The 13,795-nt window shown below is 60.7% G+C and carries 15 protein-coding genes; 2 read left to right on the forward strand and 13 right to left on the reverse strand.

The window, feature by feature from the left end; genetic code table 11:
- Window positions 1-5: 5 nt before the first annotated feature.
- The 11 genes from recO to rpoZ all read right to left on the reverse strand — a co-directional run bounded on the left by recO (window position 6) and on the right by rpoZ (window position 9,037).
- Window positions 6-746 carry a DNA repair protein RecO gene (gene recO, locus ACCD05_RS14545; RefSeq protein ID WP_413393534.1) on the reverse strand — a complete coding sequence of 247 codons (741 nt, stop codon included), beginning with the start codon at window positions 744-746 and terminating at the stop codon, window positions 6-8.
- Window positions 747-809: 63 nt separating this feature from the next.
- On the reverse strand, window positions 810-1,172 hold the full coding sequence (locus ACCD05_RS14550) for a response regulator (RefSeq protein WP_018898807.1): 363 nt from the start codon (window positions 1,170-1,172) through the stop codon (window positions 810-812).
- Between the two features lie 232 nt (window positions 1,173-1,404).
- Entirely contained in the window at window positions 1,405-2,157 is a 753-nt protein-coding gene (locus ACCD05_RS14555) for a Crp/Fnr family transcriptional regulator (RefSeq protein WP_413393536.1), read from the reverse strand.
- Window positions 2,158-2,294: 137 nt separating this feature from the next.
- Entirely contained in the window at window positions 2,295-3,236 is a 942-nt protein-coding gene (gene era / locus ACCD05_RS14560) for a GTPase Era (RefSeq protein ID WP_018898809.1), read from the reverse strand.
- A gap of 8 nt (window positions 3,237-3,244) precedes the next feature.
- Entirely contained in the window at window positions 3,245-3,964 is a 720-nt protein-coding gene (gene rnc / locus ACCD05_RS14565) for a ribonuclease III (RefSeq protein ID WP_018898810.1), read from the reverse strand.
- Window positions 3,961-4,704 (reverse strand): signal peptidase I, encoded by a 744-nt coding sequence (gene lepB / locus ACCD05_RS14570; protein WP_047513477.1) that lies wholly within the window; start codon window positions 4,702-4,704, stop codon window positions 3,961-3,963. Before lepB ends, rnc begins: the two co-directional genes overlap by 4 nt.
- Before the next feature lie 128 nt (window positions 4,705-4,832).
- Window positions 4,833-5,237: a holo-ACP synthase gene (gene acpS / locus ACCD05_RS14575; RefSeq protein ID WP_413393539.1), complete on the reverse strand. Its 405-nt coding sequence runs from the start codon at window positions 5,235-5,237 to the stop codon at window positions 4,833-4,835.
- Window positions 5,234-5,824 carry a DUF2062 domain-containing protein gene (locus tag ACCD05_RS14580; protein ID WP_026283062.1) on the reverse strand — a complete coding sequence of 197 codons (591 nt, stop codon included), beginning with the start codon at window positions 5,822-5,824 and terminating at the stop codon, window positions 5,234-5,236. Before ACCD05_RS14580 ends, acpS begins: the two co-directional genes overlap by 4 nt.
- Before the next feature lie 136 nt (window positions 5,825-5,960).
- Window positions 5,961-6,110: a DUF3563 family protein gene (locus tag ACCD05_RS14585; RefSeq protein WP_018898814.1), complete on the reverse strand. Its 150-nt coding sequence runs from the start codon at window positions 6,108-6,110 to the stop codon at window positions 5,961-5,963.
- 181 nt (window positions 6,111-6,291) lie between these two features.
- A complete protein-coding gene (locus ACCD05_RS14590; RefSeq protein ID WP_018898815.1) occupies window positions 6,292-8,538 on the reverse strand; it encodes a RelA/SpoT family protein in 2,247 nt (748 codons plus the stop codon).
- A 100-nt stretch (window positions 8,539-8,638) separates the two neighbouring features.
- Window positions 8,639-9,037: a DNA-directed RNA polymerase subunit omega gene (gene rpoZ / locus ACCD05_RS14595; protein WP_018898816.1), complete on the reverse strand. Its 399-nt coding sequence runs from the start codon at window positions 9,035-9,037 to the stop codon at window positions 8,639-8,641.
- Between the two features lie 281 nt (window positions 9,038-9,318).
- On the opposite strand from rpoZ, the gene ACCD05_RS14600 reads away from it, so the two are divergent.
- Window positions 9,319-9,900, forward strand: a complete 582-nt coding sequence (locus tag ACCD05_RS14600; RefSeq protein ID WP_018898817.1) for an NYN domain-containing protein — start codon at window positions 9,319-9,321, stop codon at window positions 9,898-9,900.
- A 69-nt stretch (window positions 9,901-9,969) separates the two neighbouring features.
- Here the strand turns inward: ACCD05_RS14600 and smpB are convergent, their stop codons facing one another.
- Both smpB and dapA read right to left on the reverse strand, forming a co-directional pair.
- A complete protein-coding gene (gene smpB / locus ACCD05_RS14605) occupies window positions 9,970-10,449 on the reverse strand; it encodes an SsrA-binding protein SmpB (RefSeq protein ID WP_018898818.1) in 480 nt (159 codons plus the stop codon).
- 112 nt (window positions 10,450-10,561) lie between these two features.
- Window positions 10,562-11,446 (reverse strand): 4-hydroxy-tetrahydrodipicolinate synthase, encoded by an 885-nt coding sequence (dapA, locus tag ACCD05_RS14610; RefSeq protein ID WP_413393543.1) that lies wholly within the window; start codon window positions 11,444-11,446, stop codon window positions 10,562-10,564.
- Between the two features lie 216 nt (window positions 11,447-11,662).
- On the opposite strand from dapA, the gene ACCD05_RS14615 reads away from it, so the two are divergent.
- Window positions 11,663-13,738, forward strand: a complete 2,076-nt coding sequence (locus ACCD05_RS14615) for a lytic transglycosylase domain-containing protein (RefSeq protein WP_413393544.1) — start codon at window positions 11,663-11,665, stop codon at window positions 13,736-13,738.
- Window positions 13,739-13,795 lie beyond the last annotated feature (57 nt).

Consider the following 13,795-nt stretch of genomic DNA (forward strand, 5'->3'; position numbering starts at 1 on the left):
GTGGGCTAAGCAGCGGCGGGCTTCAGCGCTTTGAGCGCGGCCTGCACGAAGCCCTCGCGGGCCGTCGACGGTTCAAGGCCGCGCGGTTCGTAGACGTGGCGATGCAGGAAGAAGGCCGTCAGGCGAAAAGCCTCGGACAGGCTGTCGAAATCGGCGGCCTGCCGCTTTTCCACGGATAGAAACGCCGGCAAGGCGAACATCCTGTCGGCCCAGGGCGCGCCGGCTGTGCGGCTGACAGCGCGACCCGACTTTGGGGAGACGTAGGCCAGATCGGCGCGGGTGCCGGTTGCGGCGCATTCGTTGAGGTCGAGACCGAAACCGAGATCATTGAGCACGGCGAGTTCGAAGCGAACGAACAACTCGCCCGCATCGGCTGGATTGTCGAGATTGTCGAGAATGACTTCCAGCGCCTCGAAGAGATGCGGATGCGGATCGCGCTCGGGCAGAAGCCTGAGCAAGGCGCCCATGGCCTGCACGCCATAAACCGCGGTCGCCGTTTCCATCAGCCGGGCGGCGCGCAGCGTGAGGGGCTCGATCTTGAACTCGCCCATATGCTCATCGAGACGGGCGCGCCAGGTGACCTCGACCTCATTGCCGGGCTGTAGCACCGGCTGCATGGCGCGCGAACGCCCGGATCGCACCATGCCTAAGTGACGGCCGCGATCCGGCGTCATCACCTCGGTGATGACACTTGTCTCGCCATGGCGCCGAACGCCTAGAATGATTGCACGACCTTGCCACTGCATTACAAATCGACCTTCCGACCACGCGATATCCTAGCGCATGGCGTAAGTCCTGTCATGAAAGCCTCAGGCCTCGGAGGGGAAAAGCCGGCGCAGGAAATCCCGCATTGCGTCTTCGTCGAACGGCTTGACGAGGAGCGGCCTGTTTTGCAGGTCTTCGGGAAAATCCAGCGTGTCGGAGTAGCCGCTGACGAAGCCGAAGGGGATTTCGGCGGCGACCAGCCGGCGGGCGAAATCGAAGCTCATGACCTCGCCGAGATTGACGTCAAGCAGGGCGAAATCATAGCTGTCGGCCTGGATCGCCTCGTTGGCCTGCTCGACACTGTTGCAAATATCGATGGTCTCGACACCGACGGCACGCAGAATGTCTTCCGCCTCCATCGCGATGATCAAGCTATCCTCGAGAACCAGAACACGTCTCGCGACCATGATCAGAAAGCCCTCTTCCGGGCGCCGCTCTCGACGCACCATGTATCCCAAAATCGCATTTCTACCCCTGACAACCCACGGCCTCAGCCGAGAATTTCACGCCGCCTATGCTTGCATAGCCGCTTTTTCAGTCCCGGTCGATATTAGCGAATCTCGACACAAGAATGGCTCGTGCTGGACATTAGGGTCCGGCCCTGGAATTTGCATTTAAAAAAGACATAGATAGAACGCCTTAGAGGAAGGGGCGCACCCTTTCGTCGAGCCCATCCCAGGCAGCAATTTTGGCGAGCGTTTCGCCATCCAGCACCTCGCAGGCGCGCTCCTGCCAGCGGATCAGATTGCGCGAAGCGAGCTTTTTCAAGGTCTTGTTGGTGTGCACGATCGAGAGGCCGAGCGTGTCGGCTATGTGCTGCTGGGTGATGGGAATGGCGCTGTGTCCGTTGAAGAGGTTGAGCTGCTTGCCGCGCTGGTAGAGGAAGGCGATCAGGTAGGCGGCGCGCTCCAGCGCCGTGCGGCGACCGATGCTCAGGAGGTGTTCGTCGAGTATCCGCTCCTCCTGCGCCGCCATCCAGGTGATGTCGAAGGCGAGCGACGGATGCTTGTTGTAGAGCGTCATCAGCTTGTCGCGCTCGAAGACGCAGAGCGAGACGGGCGACAGCGCCTCGATCGAGTGCTGCATCTCGCCCATGATGGTGCCTTGGAGGCCGATCAGATCGCCGGGCATGATGTAGTTCAGGATCTGACGCCGGCCGTCTTCCAGCGTCTTGTAGCGAAAACCCCAGCCGGTCAGCACGGTGAAGAGGTGGGCGCTATGGGCGCCTTCGACCAGGATCGTGGCACCTGCATCGGCCGCCAGCTCGCCCTTCTTGAATTTGGAAATGAAGCCCAGCTCGTCGCCGGTGAACTCGCGGAAATGCGGCAGCGGCCGCAAGGGACACTGTTCGCATGGTGTCTTGAACGAATGCGTCGGCCGTAATGTCGCCATGCGCTCCCCATAATCCAGAAAAAGCGGCGCCCCGAAATCGAGACGCCGCTTTTAAAGAACTCATCACTTGCAACTTTGTTCCATCGACCCTTGAATTTTTCCAAGGAAACAAGGGACTTGCGGGGTCGTCGCGTCGCTTACTGGCGCGGGAATTCCAGGCCCATTTCGCGGAAACGCTCGGGATCGTCGCCCCAGTTCTCGCGCACCTTCACAAAGAGGAAGAGGTGTACGGTCTGCTCGAGGATCTCAGACAGCTCCTTGCGCGACGCGGTGGAAATCGCCTTGATCGCTTCGCCGTTCTTGCCGAGAGCGATCTTCTTCTGGCTGTCGCGCTCGACGTAGATCACCTGTTCGATGCGAACGGATCCGTCCTTGCGCTCTTCCCACTTTTCCGTCTCGACATGCGAGGCATAGGGAAGCTCCTGATGCAGGCGCAGGAACAGCTTCTCGCGGGTGATTTCGGCCGCCAGCTGGCGCATCGGCAGATCGGAAATCTGGTCTTCCGGATAATACCACGGCCCCTCGGGCAGCGTCTTGGCGAGATAGTCCATGACGTCGTCGCAGCCCGACCCGTTTTCGGCCGAGATCATGAAGGTCTGGTCGAAAGCGACGTATTCGTTGGCGGCCGAGGCCAGCGCCAGCAGATCTTCACGCTTGACGCGGTCGATCTTGTTGAGCGCGAGGATCTTGCGCTGCGGCACGTCCTTCAGGCTCTCAAGGATCTTCTCGGCATCGCCGCGCAGGCCACGCTCGCTGTCGATCAGGAGCATGATGATATCGGCATCCTTGGCGCCGCCCCAGGCGGAAGTCACCATGGCGCGATCGAGCCGGCGGCGCGGCTTGAAGATACCTGGCGTGTCCATGAAGACGATCTGGGCGTTGTCATGGGTGGCGATGCCGCGGATGACCGCGCGCGTCGTCTGCACCTTGTGGCTGACGATCGAGACCTTGGCGCCAACCAGGCGGTTCAGCAAGGTCGACTTGCCGGCATTGGTCGGCCCGATCAGGGCGACGAAGCCGGAATGCGTCGGGCCAGCGGGTTCAGCGGCGCTATCCGCGATGTCGTGTTCTTCGGTCATTGTTCCCGTCAATTTCCGGCAGACGATTTCTGCCAAATGCCTTCGCGTTCGAGCATCTTGGTTGCTGCCACCTGCTCGGCGGCACGCTTGGAGCGCTCGACGCCCGTTTCCGGCTTCACGCCGGCGACTTCGACCGTCACCGTGAAGCGCGGATCATGATCCGGTCCGGTGCGTTCTTCAACCCGGTAGTTTGGCGTCACGCCGAATTTGGCATGCGACCATTCCTGCAATTCCGTCTTGGCGTCGCGCCTCGCGCCATCGGCGCGAACCGCCCGCTTTTCCCAATACTTCACGATGAAGTGGCGCGCGACCTCGAGGCCGGCGTCGAGATAGATAGCGGCGATCAGGCTTTCGACGACGTCGGCGCGAACATTCATCATGCGCTTGCCGGTGAGCTTTTTCACATCGGCACCGGTGCGGATGTAGAGATGCAGGCCGAGCTCGTCGGCCACTTCGGCGCAGGTATCGGCGCTGACCAGCTGGTTCAGACGGACAGACAGCTCGCCTTCCGTGGCGGTGCCGAAGGTCCTGAAAAGCATCTCGGCGACACACAGGCCAAGGACCCGGTCGCCAAGAAACTCAAGCCGTTCGTAGTTCGCACCCTTCTGGGTGCGGGCGCTCGCATGCGTCAGTGCACGATCGAGGCGCTCCTTCTCGGCGAAGACATGGCCGATCAGCGCCTCGAGCTTTGTTCGGTCAGCCGCCGAAAGCGTCGGCGACTTGGTCATTCAACGCCCTTGAACAGTCGATCCCAACGCATGTTGGAAGGCCACTTCCAGATTTCGCGGAAGGAGGTGTCGTTGCCGAGCGAGAAGAAGATGACGCTGGCGCGGCCAACCAGATTTTCGGCCGGGACGAAACCGACGTCGAAGCGGCTGTCGAGCGAGTTGTCGCGGTTGTCGCCCATCATGAAGTAGTGACCTTCGGGAACGATGAACTCGCGGGTGTTGTCGCCGCGCGATACCGGAGACTGGTCGAGCGTGTCGTAGGTTACGCCGTTATCCAGCGTTTCGCGGAATACCGGAACGTCCTGGCCCGGGTCCTGCGCGTAATCGGAGTTGAACGTACCGTCCGGCACCTTCGGAACAGCCTTGCCGTTCACGTAAAGCACGCCATCGGTCACCTGGATGTGGTCGCCCGGGAGACCGACGAGACGCTTGATGTAATCGACCTCAGGATTCGGCGGGAAACGGAAGACGACGACGTCGCCGCGCTTCGGCTCGCTGGCGAAGATACGGCCGCTGAACAGGTTCGGCGAGAACGGCAGCGAGTATTTCGAATAGCCGTAAGCGAACTTGTTGACGAAGATATAGTCGCCGACGAGAAGCGTCGGCATCATCGAGCCCGAGGGAATGGTGAATGGCTGGAACAGAACCGTGCGGATGACCATCGCCAAGACCAGTGCCTGGACGATGACCTTGATGTTCTCCCAGAGGGCGTTCGGCTTGGCTTGAACTTTTTCGGACACGCAGTTCTATTCCTTCAGAGCGCCAAAACGGCGCAAGTCTTTAATCGGTTCTGTGTAGCGGCTTCGGCTGATTGCGGCAATGCCGCCAACATTAAAAGCGGGACATGTAACAGTCTGTTGCTCTGCAGTCAGTCGCTCGGCGGCAGGGCCTCGATGATGACGAAGGCCTGGGCCAAGGGATAATCATCTGTAATTGTCAAATGGATGGCGGCGCGGTGCCCTGAGGGCAACATCTTCTGCAAAATCTCGCCGGCGCCGCCTGTCAGTTTCATCGTCGGCTTGCCGCTCGGGAGATTGACGACGCCCATGTCTTTCCAGAAGACACCCTGGGCGATACCCGTACCCAAAGCCTTGGAGCAGGCCTCCTTGGCGGCGAAGCGCTTGGCATAGGAGGCGGCGCGGTTGGCGCGGCGGTCGGATTTCTGCTGTTCGATCTCGGTGAAACAGCGATTGGTGAAGCGCTCGCCAAATCGCTCCAGCGACTTCTCCACGCGCCTGATATCGATGAGATCGCTGCCGATACCGATGATCATACTGTTTCCTCAAGCGAAACGGGCTCAGCGACGCGGAGGCGCGCACGCTCCAGCAAGCGGGCACGGCGGCGACCCTGGAAGCCCCTCACCGTGTAGAATGTCGCGAAGTAGATGGCCACAGCGGTGACGGCTGCCGGCGGCAGCGAACCGATCAGCATCGGCTCAAGGACTGGGCGCCAAAGTTCGCTGAAGTGCAGTTCGTGGAAGAGTGCGGGAAGATCGACTGCATTGCCCTGCATCGTATCCTTGCGGCTCAGAAGCAGATGTCCGATTTCCCAGGTCGTTCCCCAGATGAAGGGATAGGTCAGCGGATTGCCGAAGGCCGCGCAGCCGAGAGCGGCGGCCACCATATTCCCTGACAACAGATAGGTGATGACGAAGGCCATGATGAAATGGACGCCGATGAACGGGGTCCAGGACACGAAGATCCCGGCCGCGACGCCAACGGCAACCGCATGTGGCGATGCCCTCAGGCGAAGCACGCGCATCACGAGATAGCGCGGGGGCCTCAAGAATCCCTTTCGTGGCCAAAGCAGCTCACGCAGCTTTTCACGAAATCCAGCGGGTTTCCGACGACGAAATAACATGGCGCGTATGTAGTGCATGCCGCACAGGCCTGACAAGAGCGCCAGACCTCCTCAGTCGCTATTTGATGTGCGCCGACTGAGTATCTACCGGGGCGTAACTCAAACGCCCCTTCCCACTTGCAAATCCAGTAACCGATTAACGGCTACGGAACAGACCACGGTCGACCTGACGCTGGCGGTATTCGAGATCTATACGGTCGAACGAGCCGTTCAGGTATGCGGTTTCGCGTTCTTCAGCGCTCGGAGCGCGCAGGGCACGAGCGAACTTCTTGATCGGTGTAAACATTTGGATGCTTCTTTCTTTCGGTCACTTGTTGATGACCAGAAGATAGGCGGGGCCGCGCCTTTTTACCAACGCTCTAATACTCAGTCAGCCATGCGCCAAACGCATATCTAGCCTCTCATCTGCGACAATTTGACCATAAAACGATCACATATTGTGCAAACTGGGTGCAGTTGCGCCCGCTTTACTCGTAAAGCCGGCGCACGGTCGCAACGCAATCCAGCTCATTCAGCTGCGCAAGCAATTGATTCAACTGGCGAAGATCCCAAACTTCCACATCGAGCGCCATCTCCGTGAAGTCGGTGGCGACGCGAACCGTGTTGAAGACGCGGATGTTGACGTCGACATCGGCCACGGTGCGGGCAAGCTTGGCGAGCGTACCGGGCTCGTTCAGCGCATTGACCAGAATGCGGGCCATGAAGCGCGACTTGTTGGCCTCGTCCAGATCCCAGCGCACATCGATCCAGCGATCGGGCTGTTCGTCGAAGCGCTGCAGCACGGGCGACTGGATCGGATAGATCGTGATGCCCTTGGCGTTTTCGGTCGTGTTGGTGATACCGACGATGCGGTCGCCGGGCACAGCGCCGGTCGGGGCGAACTGCACATCGATATTGCTCGAGATGCCACGGATCGGCACGGCCTCGGCATCGCCGAGCGCCTCAAGTCCATTCGGCGCATGCTCGGTTGCCTTGCCCTTATCCGGGATCTTGAAGATCATGCCGGTGGCGCTGCGTACGTTGAACCAGCCATCATCACCCGAGGGCTTCGAGGTGATGCGCTCTTCCTGGTGATCGGGATAGACGGCGCGCAAGACGTCCAGCGACGACATCTCGCCGCGACCGACCGAAGCAATCGCGTCCTCGACATCCTTCTGGCCGAGACGGTGCAGCGCCGGCTTCATCGCCTCGCGGGAGAAGACCTTGCCGGCGCGATCGAAGGTGCGCTCGAGAATGCGGTGGCCGAGGCCGGCATATTGCTTGCGGATGGCCATGCGGGTGGCGCGGCGAATGGCGGCGCGGGCCTTGCCGGTGACGACGATCTCTTCCCAGGCCGCCGGCGGCACCTGTACGCCGGAGCGGATGATCTCGACCTCGTCGCCATTCGCAAGGCGGGTGACGAGCGGCATGATGCGGCCGTTGATCTTGGCGCCAACAGTGGTGTCGCCGATGTTGGTGTGAACGGCATAGGCGAAGTCGATCGGGGTCGCGCCGCGCGGAAGCGCAATCAGCTTGCCCTTCGGCGTGAAACAGAAGACCTGGTCCTGGAACAGTTCGAGCTTGGTGTGCTCCAGAAACTCTTCCGGGCTATCACCTTCGGCCAGCGCCTCGATCGTGTGGCGAAGCCAGGAATAGGCGTTGGATTCACGCGAGAGGATGTCGCCATCGGCATTGGTGGCGCCGTCCTTGTAGAGCGTATGGGCGGCGATACCGAACTCGGCGATCTCGTGCATGCGCTTGGTGCGGATCTGCAGCTCGATGCGCTGGCTCGACGGGCCGACGATGGTGGTGTGCAGCGAACGATAATCGTTCTGCTTCGGCGTAGAGATGTAATCCTTGAAGCGGCCGGGGACGACGCGCCAGCGGGTGTGGACGATACCCAGGCCGCGATAGCAGGACGGGATGTCGTCGACGATGATGCGGAAGCCATAGACATCCGACAGCTGCTCGAAGGAGAGCGACTTCGACTGCATCTTGCGGAAAACGGAGTAAGGCTTCTTCTGGCGACCCTTGACGTAGGCATTGGTCAGGCCGTTGGCGACCAGCAGGTCGCGCAACTCGGTCTCGATCTTCTTGACCAGGCCTTCATTGCGCCGCGACAGCTCCTCTAGCCGCTTGGTGACCGTATCGTAGGCCTCCGGATTGATGTGCCGGAAGGACAGGTCCTCCAGCTCCTCGCGCATATCCTGCATACCCATGCGGCCGGCAAGCGGCGCGTAGATATCCATCGTCTCTTCGGAAATGCGGGCGCGCTTTTCCGGCGACATATGGTCGAGGGTGCGCATGTTGTGCAGACGGTCGGCCAGCTTGACCAGCAGGACGCGGACGTCGTCGGAGATCGCAAGCAGCAGCTTGCGCAGGTTTTCGGCCTGCTTGGCCTTCTTGGTGACGAGATCGAGCTTCTTGATCTTCGTGAGACCCTCGACTAGGCGGCCGATGTCTTCGCCGAAGAGCTCATCGATCTCGGCGCGGGTGGCCGTCGTGTCCTCGATCGTGTCGTGCAGCAGCGCAACGGCAATCGTCGACTCGTCGAGATGCATGTCGGTGAGGATGGCGGCGACTTCGAGCGGGTGCGAGATATAGGGATCGCCGCTTGCCCGCTTCTGCTGCCCATGCTTCTGCATGGCATAGACATAGGCTTTGTTGAGCAGGGCTTCGTTGGCGTCGGGCTTGTATTTCTGAACCCGCTCCACGAGCTCGTACTGCCGCATCATGCCGAAACCACTCCATCACAAAAGAAAAGCGCGCCAATCACAGATTGGCGCACGTGATACTCAATCATATGCCGAAGCAATAATGGCGCAAGATTGACGATTAGTAATCGTCGCTCTTTTCCGGCGGCACGAGGCCTTCGATACCGGCCAGAAGCTCTTCTTCCGACATCTGGTCGAAGGTGATCGTCTCCGGAGCGTCTTCCTGCTCTTCGCCATCGGCAGCAGCCGCGGTGGTGATGAGGCTTGCCGGATCGGGCTCGGGCTCGTCGACTTCGACATGCTTCTGCAGCGAATGGATCAGGTCTTCCTTCAGGTCGTCGGGAGAAAGCATCTCGTCGGCGATCTCGCGAAGGGCGACGACCGGGTTCTTGTCGTTGTCGCGATCGATGGTGATCGAGGCGCCCTGGGAAATCAGCCGGGCACGGTGGCTGGCAAGCAGAACCAGCTCGAAGCGGTTCTCAACTTTGTCAATGCAATCTTCTACTGTGACACGGGCCATTGCCTGTCCTTTACGGTCGGGATCTCGGGATTAGCACGGCGATACAATTAAAAGCAGGCGAATTCAAGTTTTTAGTGAAGGAGCCGTTCGAGCCTGTGGGAACTTTCTAATTTTAGAGGTTTCCACTAAAAGTTGCTTGGAATATGCCGAATCCTGCCCTAAATCTGACTTATATGAATAGTTCATAAAGTAAGAATTGTTCTGAATTTTTCAGATAACCCATTGTTTTCGTGGGCTATCTGCAGCCGCATATTAGATTACTCAAAGTGGATTGGTACGCGATGTTCGACCCGCGAGAAAAAATTGCACTTTTCATTGATGGCGCCAATCTCTACGCGGCGTCCAAGAGTCTGGGCTTTGATATCGACTACAGAAAACTTCTGAAAGCCTTCCAGAAGCGCGGTTATCTGCTGCGCGCCTATTATTACACGGCCCTGATCGAGGATCAGGAATACTCCTCGATCCGCCCGCTGATCGACTGGCTGGATTACAACGGCTACAAGGTCGTGACCAAGCCGGCCAAGGAATTCACCGACTCCATGGGCCGCCGCAAGATCAAGGGCAACATGGATATCGAGCTCGCAATCGATGCCATGGAGCAATCCGAAACCGTCGATCATCTGGTGATCTTCTCCGGCGACGGCGATTTCACGACGCTGGTCGAGGCGCTGCAGCGCAAGGGCCGGAAGGTGTCGATCATCTCGACGATGGCGACCCAGCCGCCGATGATCGCCGACGACCTGCGTCGCCAGGCGGATCACTTCATCGACCTCCTGTCCCTGAAGAGCGAAATCGGCCGCGACCCGTCCGAGCGCCCTGCCCGTCCGGTCGAGCCTGCGGCATCCAGCGACTTCGAAAGCTGAGGCGAGCAAACAATGCTCAAAAAGAAAACCGCGGCAATTGCCGCGGTTTTGATTCAGGCGGCTATTTGATCAGCCATTGTCCTTGAGAAGCCGGCTCTTCTGCCGGTTCCAATCGCGCTCTTTTTCAGACTCGCGCTTGTCGTGTAGCTTCTTGCCCTTGGCGAGCGCCAGCTCCATCTTCGCGCGGCCGCGATCGTTGAAATAGATCTTCAACGGGATGAGCGTCATGCCTTCGCGATTGATGCCGGCGCGCAGACGGTTGATCTCGCGTCCCGACAGCAGCAGCTTGCGGCGGCGGCGCGGCTCGTGGTTGAAGCGGTTGGCCTGCAGATATTCCGGCAGATAGGAATTGATCAGCCAGATCTCGCCACCCTCGTCCGATGCGTAGGATTCGGCGATATTGGCCTTGCCCTCGCGCAGCGACTTAACCTCGGTGCCCATCAGCACCAAGCCAGCCTCGTAGGTATCGACGATCTCGTAGTTGTAGCGCGCCTTGCGGTTTTCGGCGACGATCTTCTTGACGACGCGCTGGCTGCCTTTGGGGGCCATGACAAATTCCAATTTCTCGGGGGCGCGATATCCGCGCCCGCACTTCTCGGCTTTATGTAGAGGCGCGGCCCATCTTTGTGAAGGCCGCGCGTTTCATCGGTTCAGCAGGCTATCAGTTCAGCAAGCCGGCGTGGCGCAGCGCCGCATCGAGTGCGGCTTCCGTGCTTGCCTCCAGCGAGGAGACCAGCGGCGAGCGAACCGTGCGGTTCATGCCGCGGATCTTCGACAGGCCGTACTTGGCGCCACAGAGGCCCGGCTCCAGGAAGATCGCCTTGTGCAGCGGCATCAGGCGGTCCTGATACTCAAGGGCCTTGGCGAAATCGCCGGCCAGCGTCGCGGCCTGGAATTCGGCACAGAGACGCGGGGCGACATTGGCCGTGACCGAGATGCAGCCGACGCCGCCATGGGCGTTGAAGCCGAGCGCGGTTGCGTCTTCACCGGAGAGCTGACGGAAATCCTTGCCGCAGGTGATGCGCTGTTCGGAGACGCGTTCGATCTTGCCGGTCGCGTCCTTGACGCCGACGATGTTGCCGTACGCCCTCGCAAGCGCGCCCATGGTTTCCGGCGTCATGTCGATGACCGAGCGGCCCGGAATATTGTAGATGTAGATCGGCAGCTTGATGGCTTCGGCGATCGCCGCGAAATGGGCGTAGAGGCCCTTCTGCGTCGGCTTGTTGTAATAAGGCGTGACGACTAGGACAGCATCGGCACCGGCCTTTTCGGCATGCTGGGCAAGTTCGACGGCTTCGCGGGTGTTGTTGGAGCCGGCACCAGCCATGACGGGAACGCGCTTGGCGGCGGCCTCGATACAGAGTTCGACCACGCGTTTGTGTTCGGCATGCGACAGGGTCGGGGATTCGCCGGTCGTTCCGACTGGAACGAGACCGCTGCTGCCTTCCTTGATCTGCCAGTCGACATGGGCGGCGAAGGCCGCTTCATCGACAAGGCCAGCATCGGTGAAAGGCGTGACGAGTGCGGGAATGGATCCCTGGAACATGCAGAACTCCTTACGACCGCAATCCATGCTTCGGCCGCATTCCTTGAATACGAAGGAGCGCACCATAGTGCGCCAAAAAGGGTCCGACAAGCGTACAGAGCTTCGTTGCAACAAATTCCGATCGCAAATGTGAATGAAATTGAAGGGCTTCGGTAAGGTTTCGTTAATATGCGTCCCAGCAAATGTATGGACGCGTTTCCATTGCGAGTATCCCTGATGAAGAGAGCTGTTCTGATCCTGTCCGCGCTCGGCCTGACGGCCGCCGCATGGGGCACATTTGCCGCGCAGCTCCCAGGCGAGGACGCGCCCGTTCCCGACGTCCGGCCGATCGGTTACATGCCGCAGACCTCGCTGCCGGAATCGATGACGACAGGCGCGGTCCCGCGTCGCCAGGCAATCGCCCCCGTCAACAGCGACCTGAAGACCGGCCTCGACGCGCTCTCCGCCAAGGACCCGATGCAGGCAATCTCGATCCGCGACGGCATGGCGCAGGGCACGCTCGACCGACACATCCTGACCTGGGCGATCGCCGTTTCCGGGCAGAAGGGCGTACCCTCGGTCGAGATCGCCACCGCTGCCCAGGAATTGAAGGGCTGGCCTGGGCTGGCAAAGCTCAGGATATACTCCGAACGTGCGCTCTATGACGAAAACCCCTCGCCTTCAGCGGTTCTAGCAGCCTTCGGCGAAACCGCTCCGGAGACCACGTCAGGCGCGATGATCCTGTCGCGCGCGCTTGTCGCCACCGGCAAGCAGCAGCAGGCGGCGAAATATATGCGCAAGGTCTGGCGCGGCGAGACGCTGGACAAGGCGACAGAAGACAAGATTCTGGCCGAGTTCGCGGGCTTGCTCACCGTTGTGGATCACAAGGCGCGCATGGAATACCTGATGTATCGCAACCGCACGGCGCAGGCCAAGCGCTTCGGCGATCTCGGGCAGGCTCAGTCGCTCTACAAGGCATGGGAAGCCGTCGCCAACAAGGCGCCGAACGCCGGCGCGCTTCTTGCCGGCGTCGACGGCAAATGGAACGGCGATCCGGGCTATCTCTTCGCGCGCATCGAATATCTGCGCAAGCAGGAGAAGTATCCGGAGGCCGCCAAGCTTCTGCAGCAGATGCCGCGCGACCGCGACGAACTCGTCAATGCCGGCGAATGGTGGAACGAGCAGCGGATCGTCAGCCGGGGGCTGGTCGATCAGGGGCAGTTCAAGCTCGCCTATGGCATCGTTTCGAAATACGCGGCGACGACGCCGACCGATATCGTCGAGGCCGAATTCCATGCCGGCTGGTACGCGCTGCGCGGGCTGCAGGACCCGACGACGGCGCAGGCGCATTTCCGCAAGATCCTCGACTTCTCGAACGGCCCGATTTCCGTGTCGCGCGCCTACTACTGGATGGGACGCTCGGCAGAAGCGGGTGGTGCCGGCAAGGCTGCCGAATTCTACGCCAAGGCCGCGGGCTATCCGACCACCTTCTACGGCCAGCTTGCCGGCGAGAAGCTTGGCCGCAAGACGATCAATGTCAGCTACCCCTCACCCAGTCCGGCCGACCGTCAGCGCTATCAGGCGCGCGAGGCTGTGCAGGCCATCGCCCGACTCGACGCCGCCGGCCATGGCTGGCGGGCTAACGCACTTTATCTCGCGCTTGGCGAGCAGATGCAGAGCCCCGGTGAACTCGCCATCCTCTCCGCGCAGGCCGAGCGCTCCGGCGACCATCATTTGTCGCTGCAGATCGGCAAGAGTGCTTATGCGCGCGGCGTTGATGTCGCGGCGCTGGCCTTCCCGATCGGCGTTATTCCCGGCACAGCCAACATCTCGGGCTCCGGCAAGGCGCTCGCCTACGCGATCGCCCGGCAGGAAAGCGCCTTCAATCCGACTGCCGTTTCCATCGCCGATGCGCGCGGCCTGCTGCAGATCCTGCCCGGAACGGCGATGGCCGTCGCCAAGCGCCACAACATCGCCTATTCCAAGGACAAGCTGACAGCCGATGCCGGCTATAACGCGACGCTCGGCGCGCATTATCTCGGCGAGCAGATTGACGCCTTCGGCGGCTCCTACATCATGACCTTCATCGCCTATAATGCCGGGCCGAAGCGCGTGCCGGAATGGATCCGCCGTTATGGCGATCCGCGCGGCAAATCGATCGACGCCGTCGTGGACTGGATCGAACGCATCCCCTTCCCCGAAACGCGCAACTATGTGCAGCGGGTGATGGAGAATTACGAGGTCTACAAGGCCCGCCTCGGCCAGCCCGCCAGCATCCAGCAGGACCTGATCGGCGGACGCAACGCGTCCTAAAGCGTTGTTTGCCTGCTGGTGCAGCGCAGGCTAGTCTCTCGTCAAAGCGGGGAGAGA

Origin of the sequence: Rhizobium sp. Rhizsp42 (assembly GCF_047304155.1) — a bacterium.
Lineage (GTDB): Bacteria > Pseudomonadota > Alphaproteobacteria > Rhizobiales > Rhizobiaceae > Rhizobium.

Bases quoted from the DNA above. Each gene is read 5' to 3' on its own strand.
- recO (WP_413393534.1), bottom strand. From the start codon at position 746: ATGCAGTGGCAAGGTCGTGCAATCATTCTAGGCGTTCGGCGCCATGGC.
- ACCD05_RS14550 (WP_018898807.1), bottom strand. From the start codon at position 1,172: ATGGTCGCGAGACGTGTTCTGGTTCTCGAGGATAGCTTGATCATCGCG.
- ACCD05_RS14555 (WP_413393536.1), bottom strand. From the start codon at position 2,157: ATGGCGACATTACGGCCGACGCATTCGTTCAAGACACCATGCGAACAG.
- era (WP_018898809.1), bottom strand. From the start codon at position 3,236: ATGACCGAAGAACACGACATCGCGGATAGCGCCGCTGAACCCGCTGGC.
- rnc (WP_018898810.1), bottom strand. From the start codon at position 3,964: ATGACCAAGTCGCCGACGCTTTCGGCGGCTGACCGAACAAAGCTCGAG.
- acpS (WP_413393539.1), bottom strand. From the start codon at position 5,237: ATGATCATCGGTATCGGCAGCGATCTCATCGATATCAGGCGCGTGGAG.
- ACCD05_RS14580 (WP_026283062.1), bottom strand. From the start codon at position 5,824: ATGTTATTTCGTCGTCGGAAACCCGCTGGATTTCGTGAAAAGCTGCGT.
- ACCD05_RS14585 (WP_018898814.1), bottom strand. From the start codon at position 6,110: ATGTTTACACCGATCAAGAAGTTCGCTCGTGCCCTGCGCGCTCCGAGC.
- ACCD05_RS14590 (WP_018898815.1), bottom strand. From the start codon at position 8,538: ATGATGCGGCAGTACGAGCTCGTGGAGCGGGTTCAGAAATACAAGCCC.
- rpoZ (WP_018898816.1), bottom strand. From the start codon at position 9,037: ATGGCCCGTGTCACAGTAGAAGATTGCATTGACAAAGTTGAGAACCGC.
- ACCD05_RS14600 (WP_018898817.1), top strand. From the start codon at position 9,319: ATGTTCGACCCGCGAGAAAAAATTGCACTTTTCATTGATGGCGCCAAT.
- smpB (WP_018898818.1), bottom strand. From the start codon at position 10,449: ATGGCCCCCAAAGGCAGCCAGCGCGTCGTCAAGAAGATCGTCGCCGAA.
- dapA (WP_413393543.1), bottom strand. From the start codon at position 11,446: ATGTTCCAGGGATCCATTCCCGCACTCGTCACGCCTTTCACCGATGCT.
- ACCD05_RS14615 (WP_413393544.1), top strand. From the start codon at position 11,663: ATGAAGAGAGCTGTTCTGATCCTGTCCGCGCTCGGCCTGACGGCCGCC.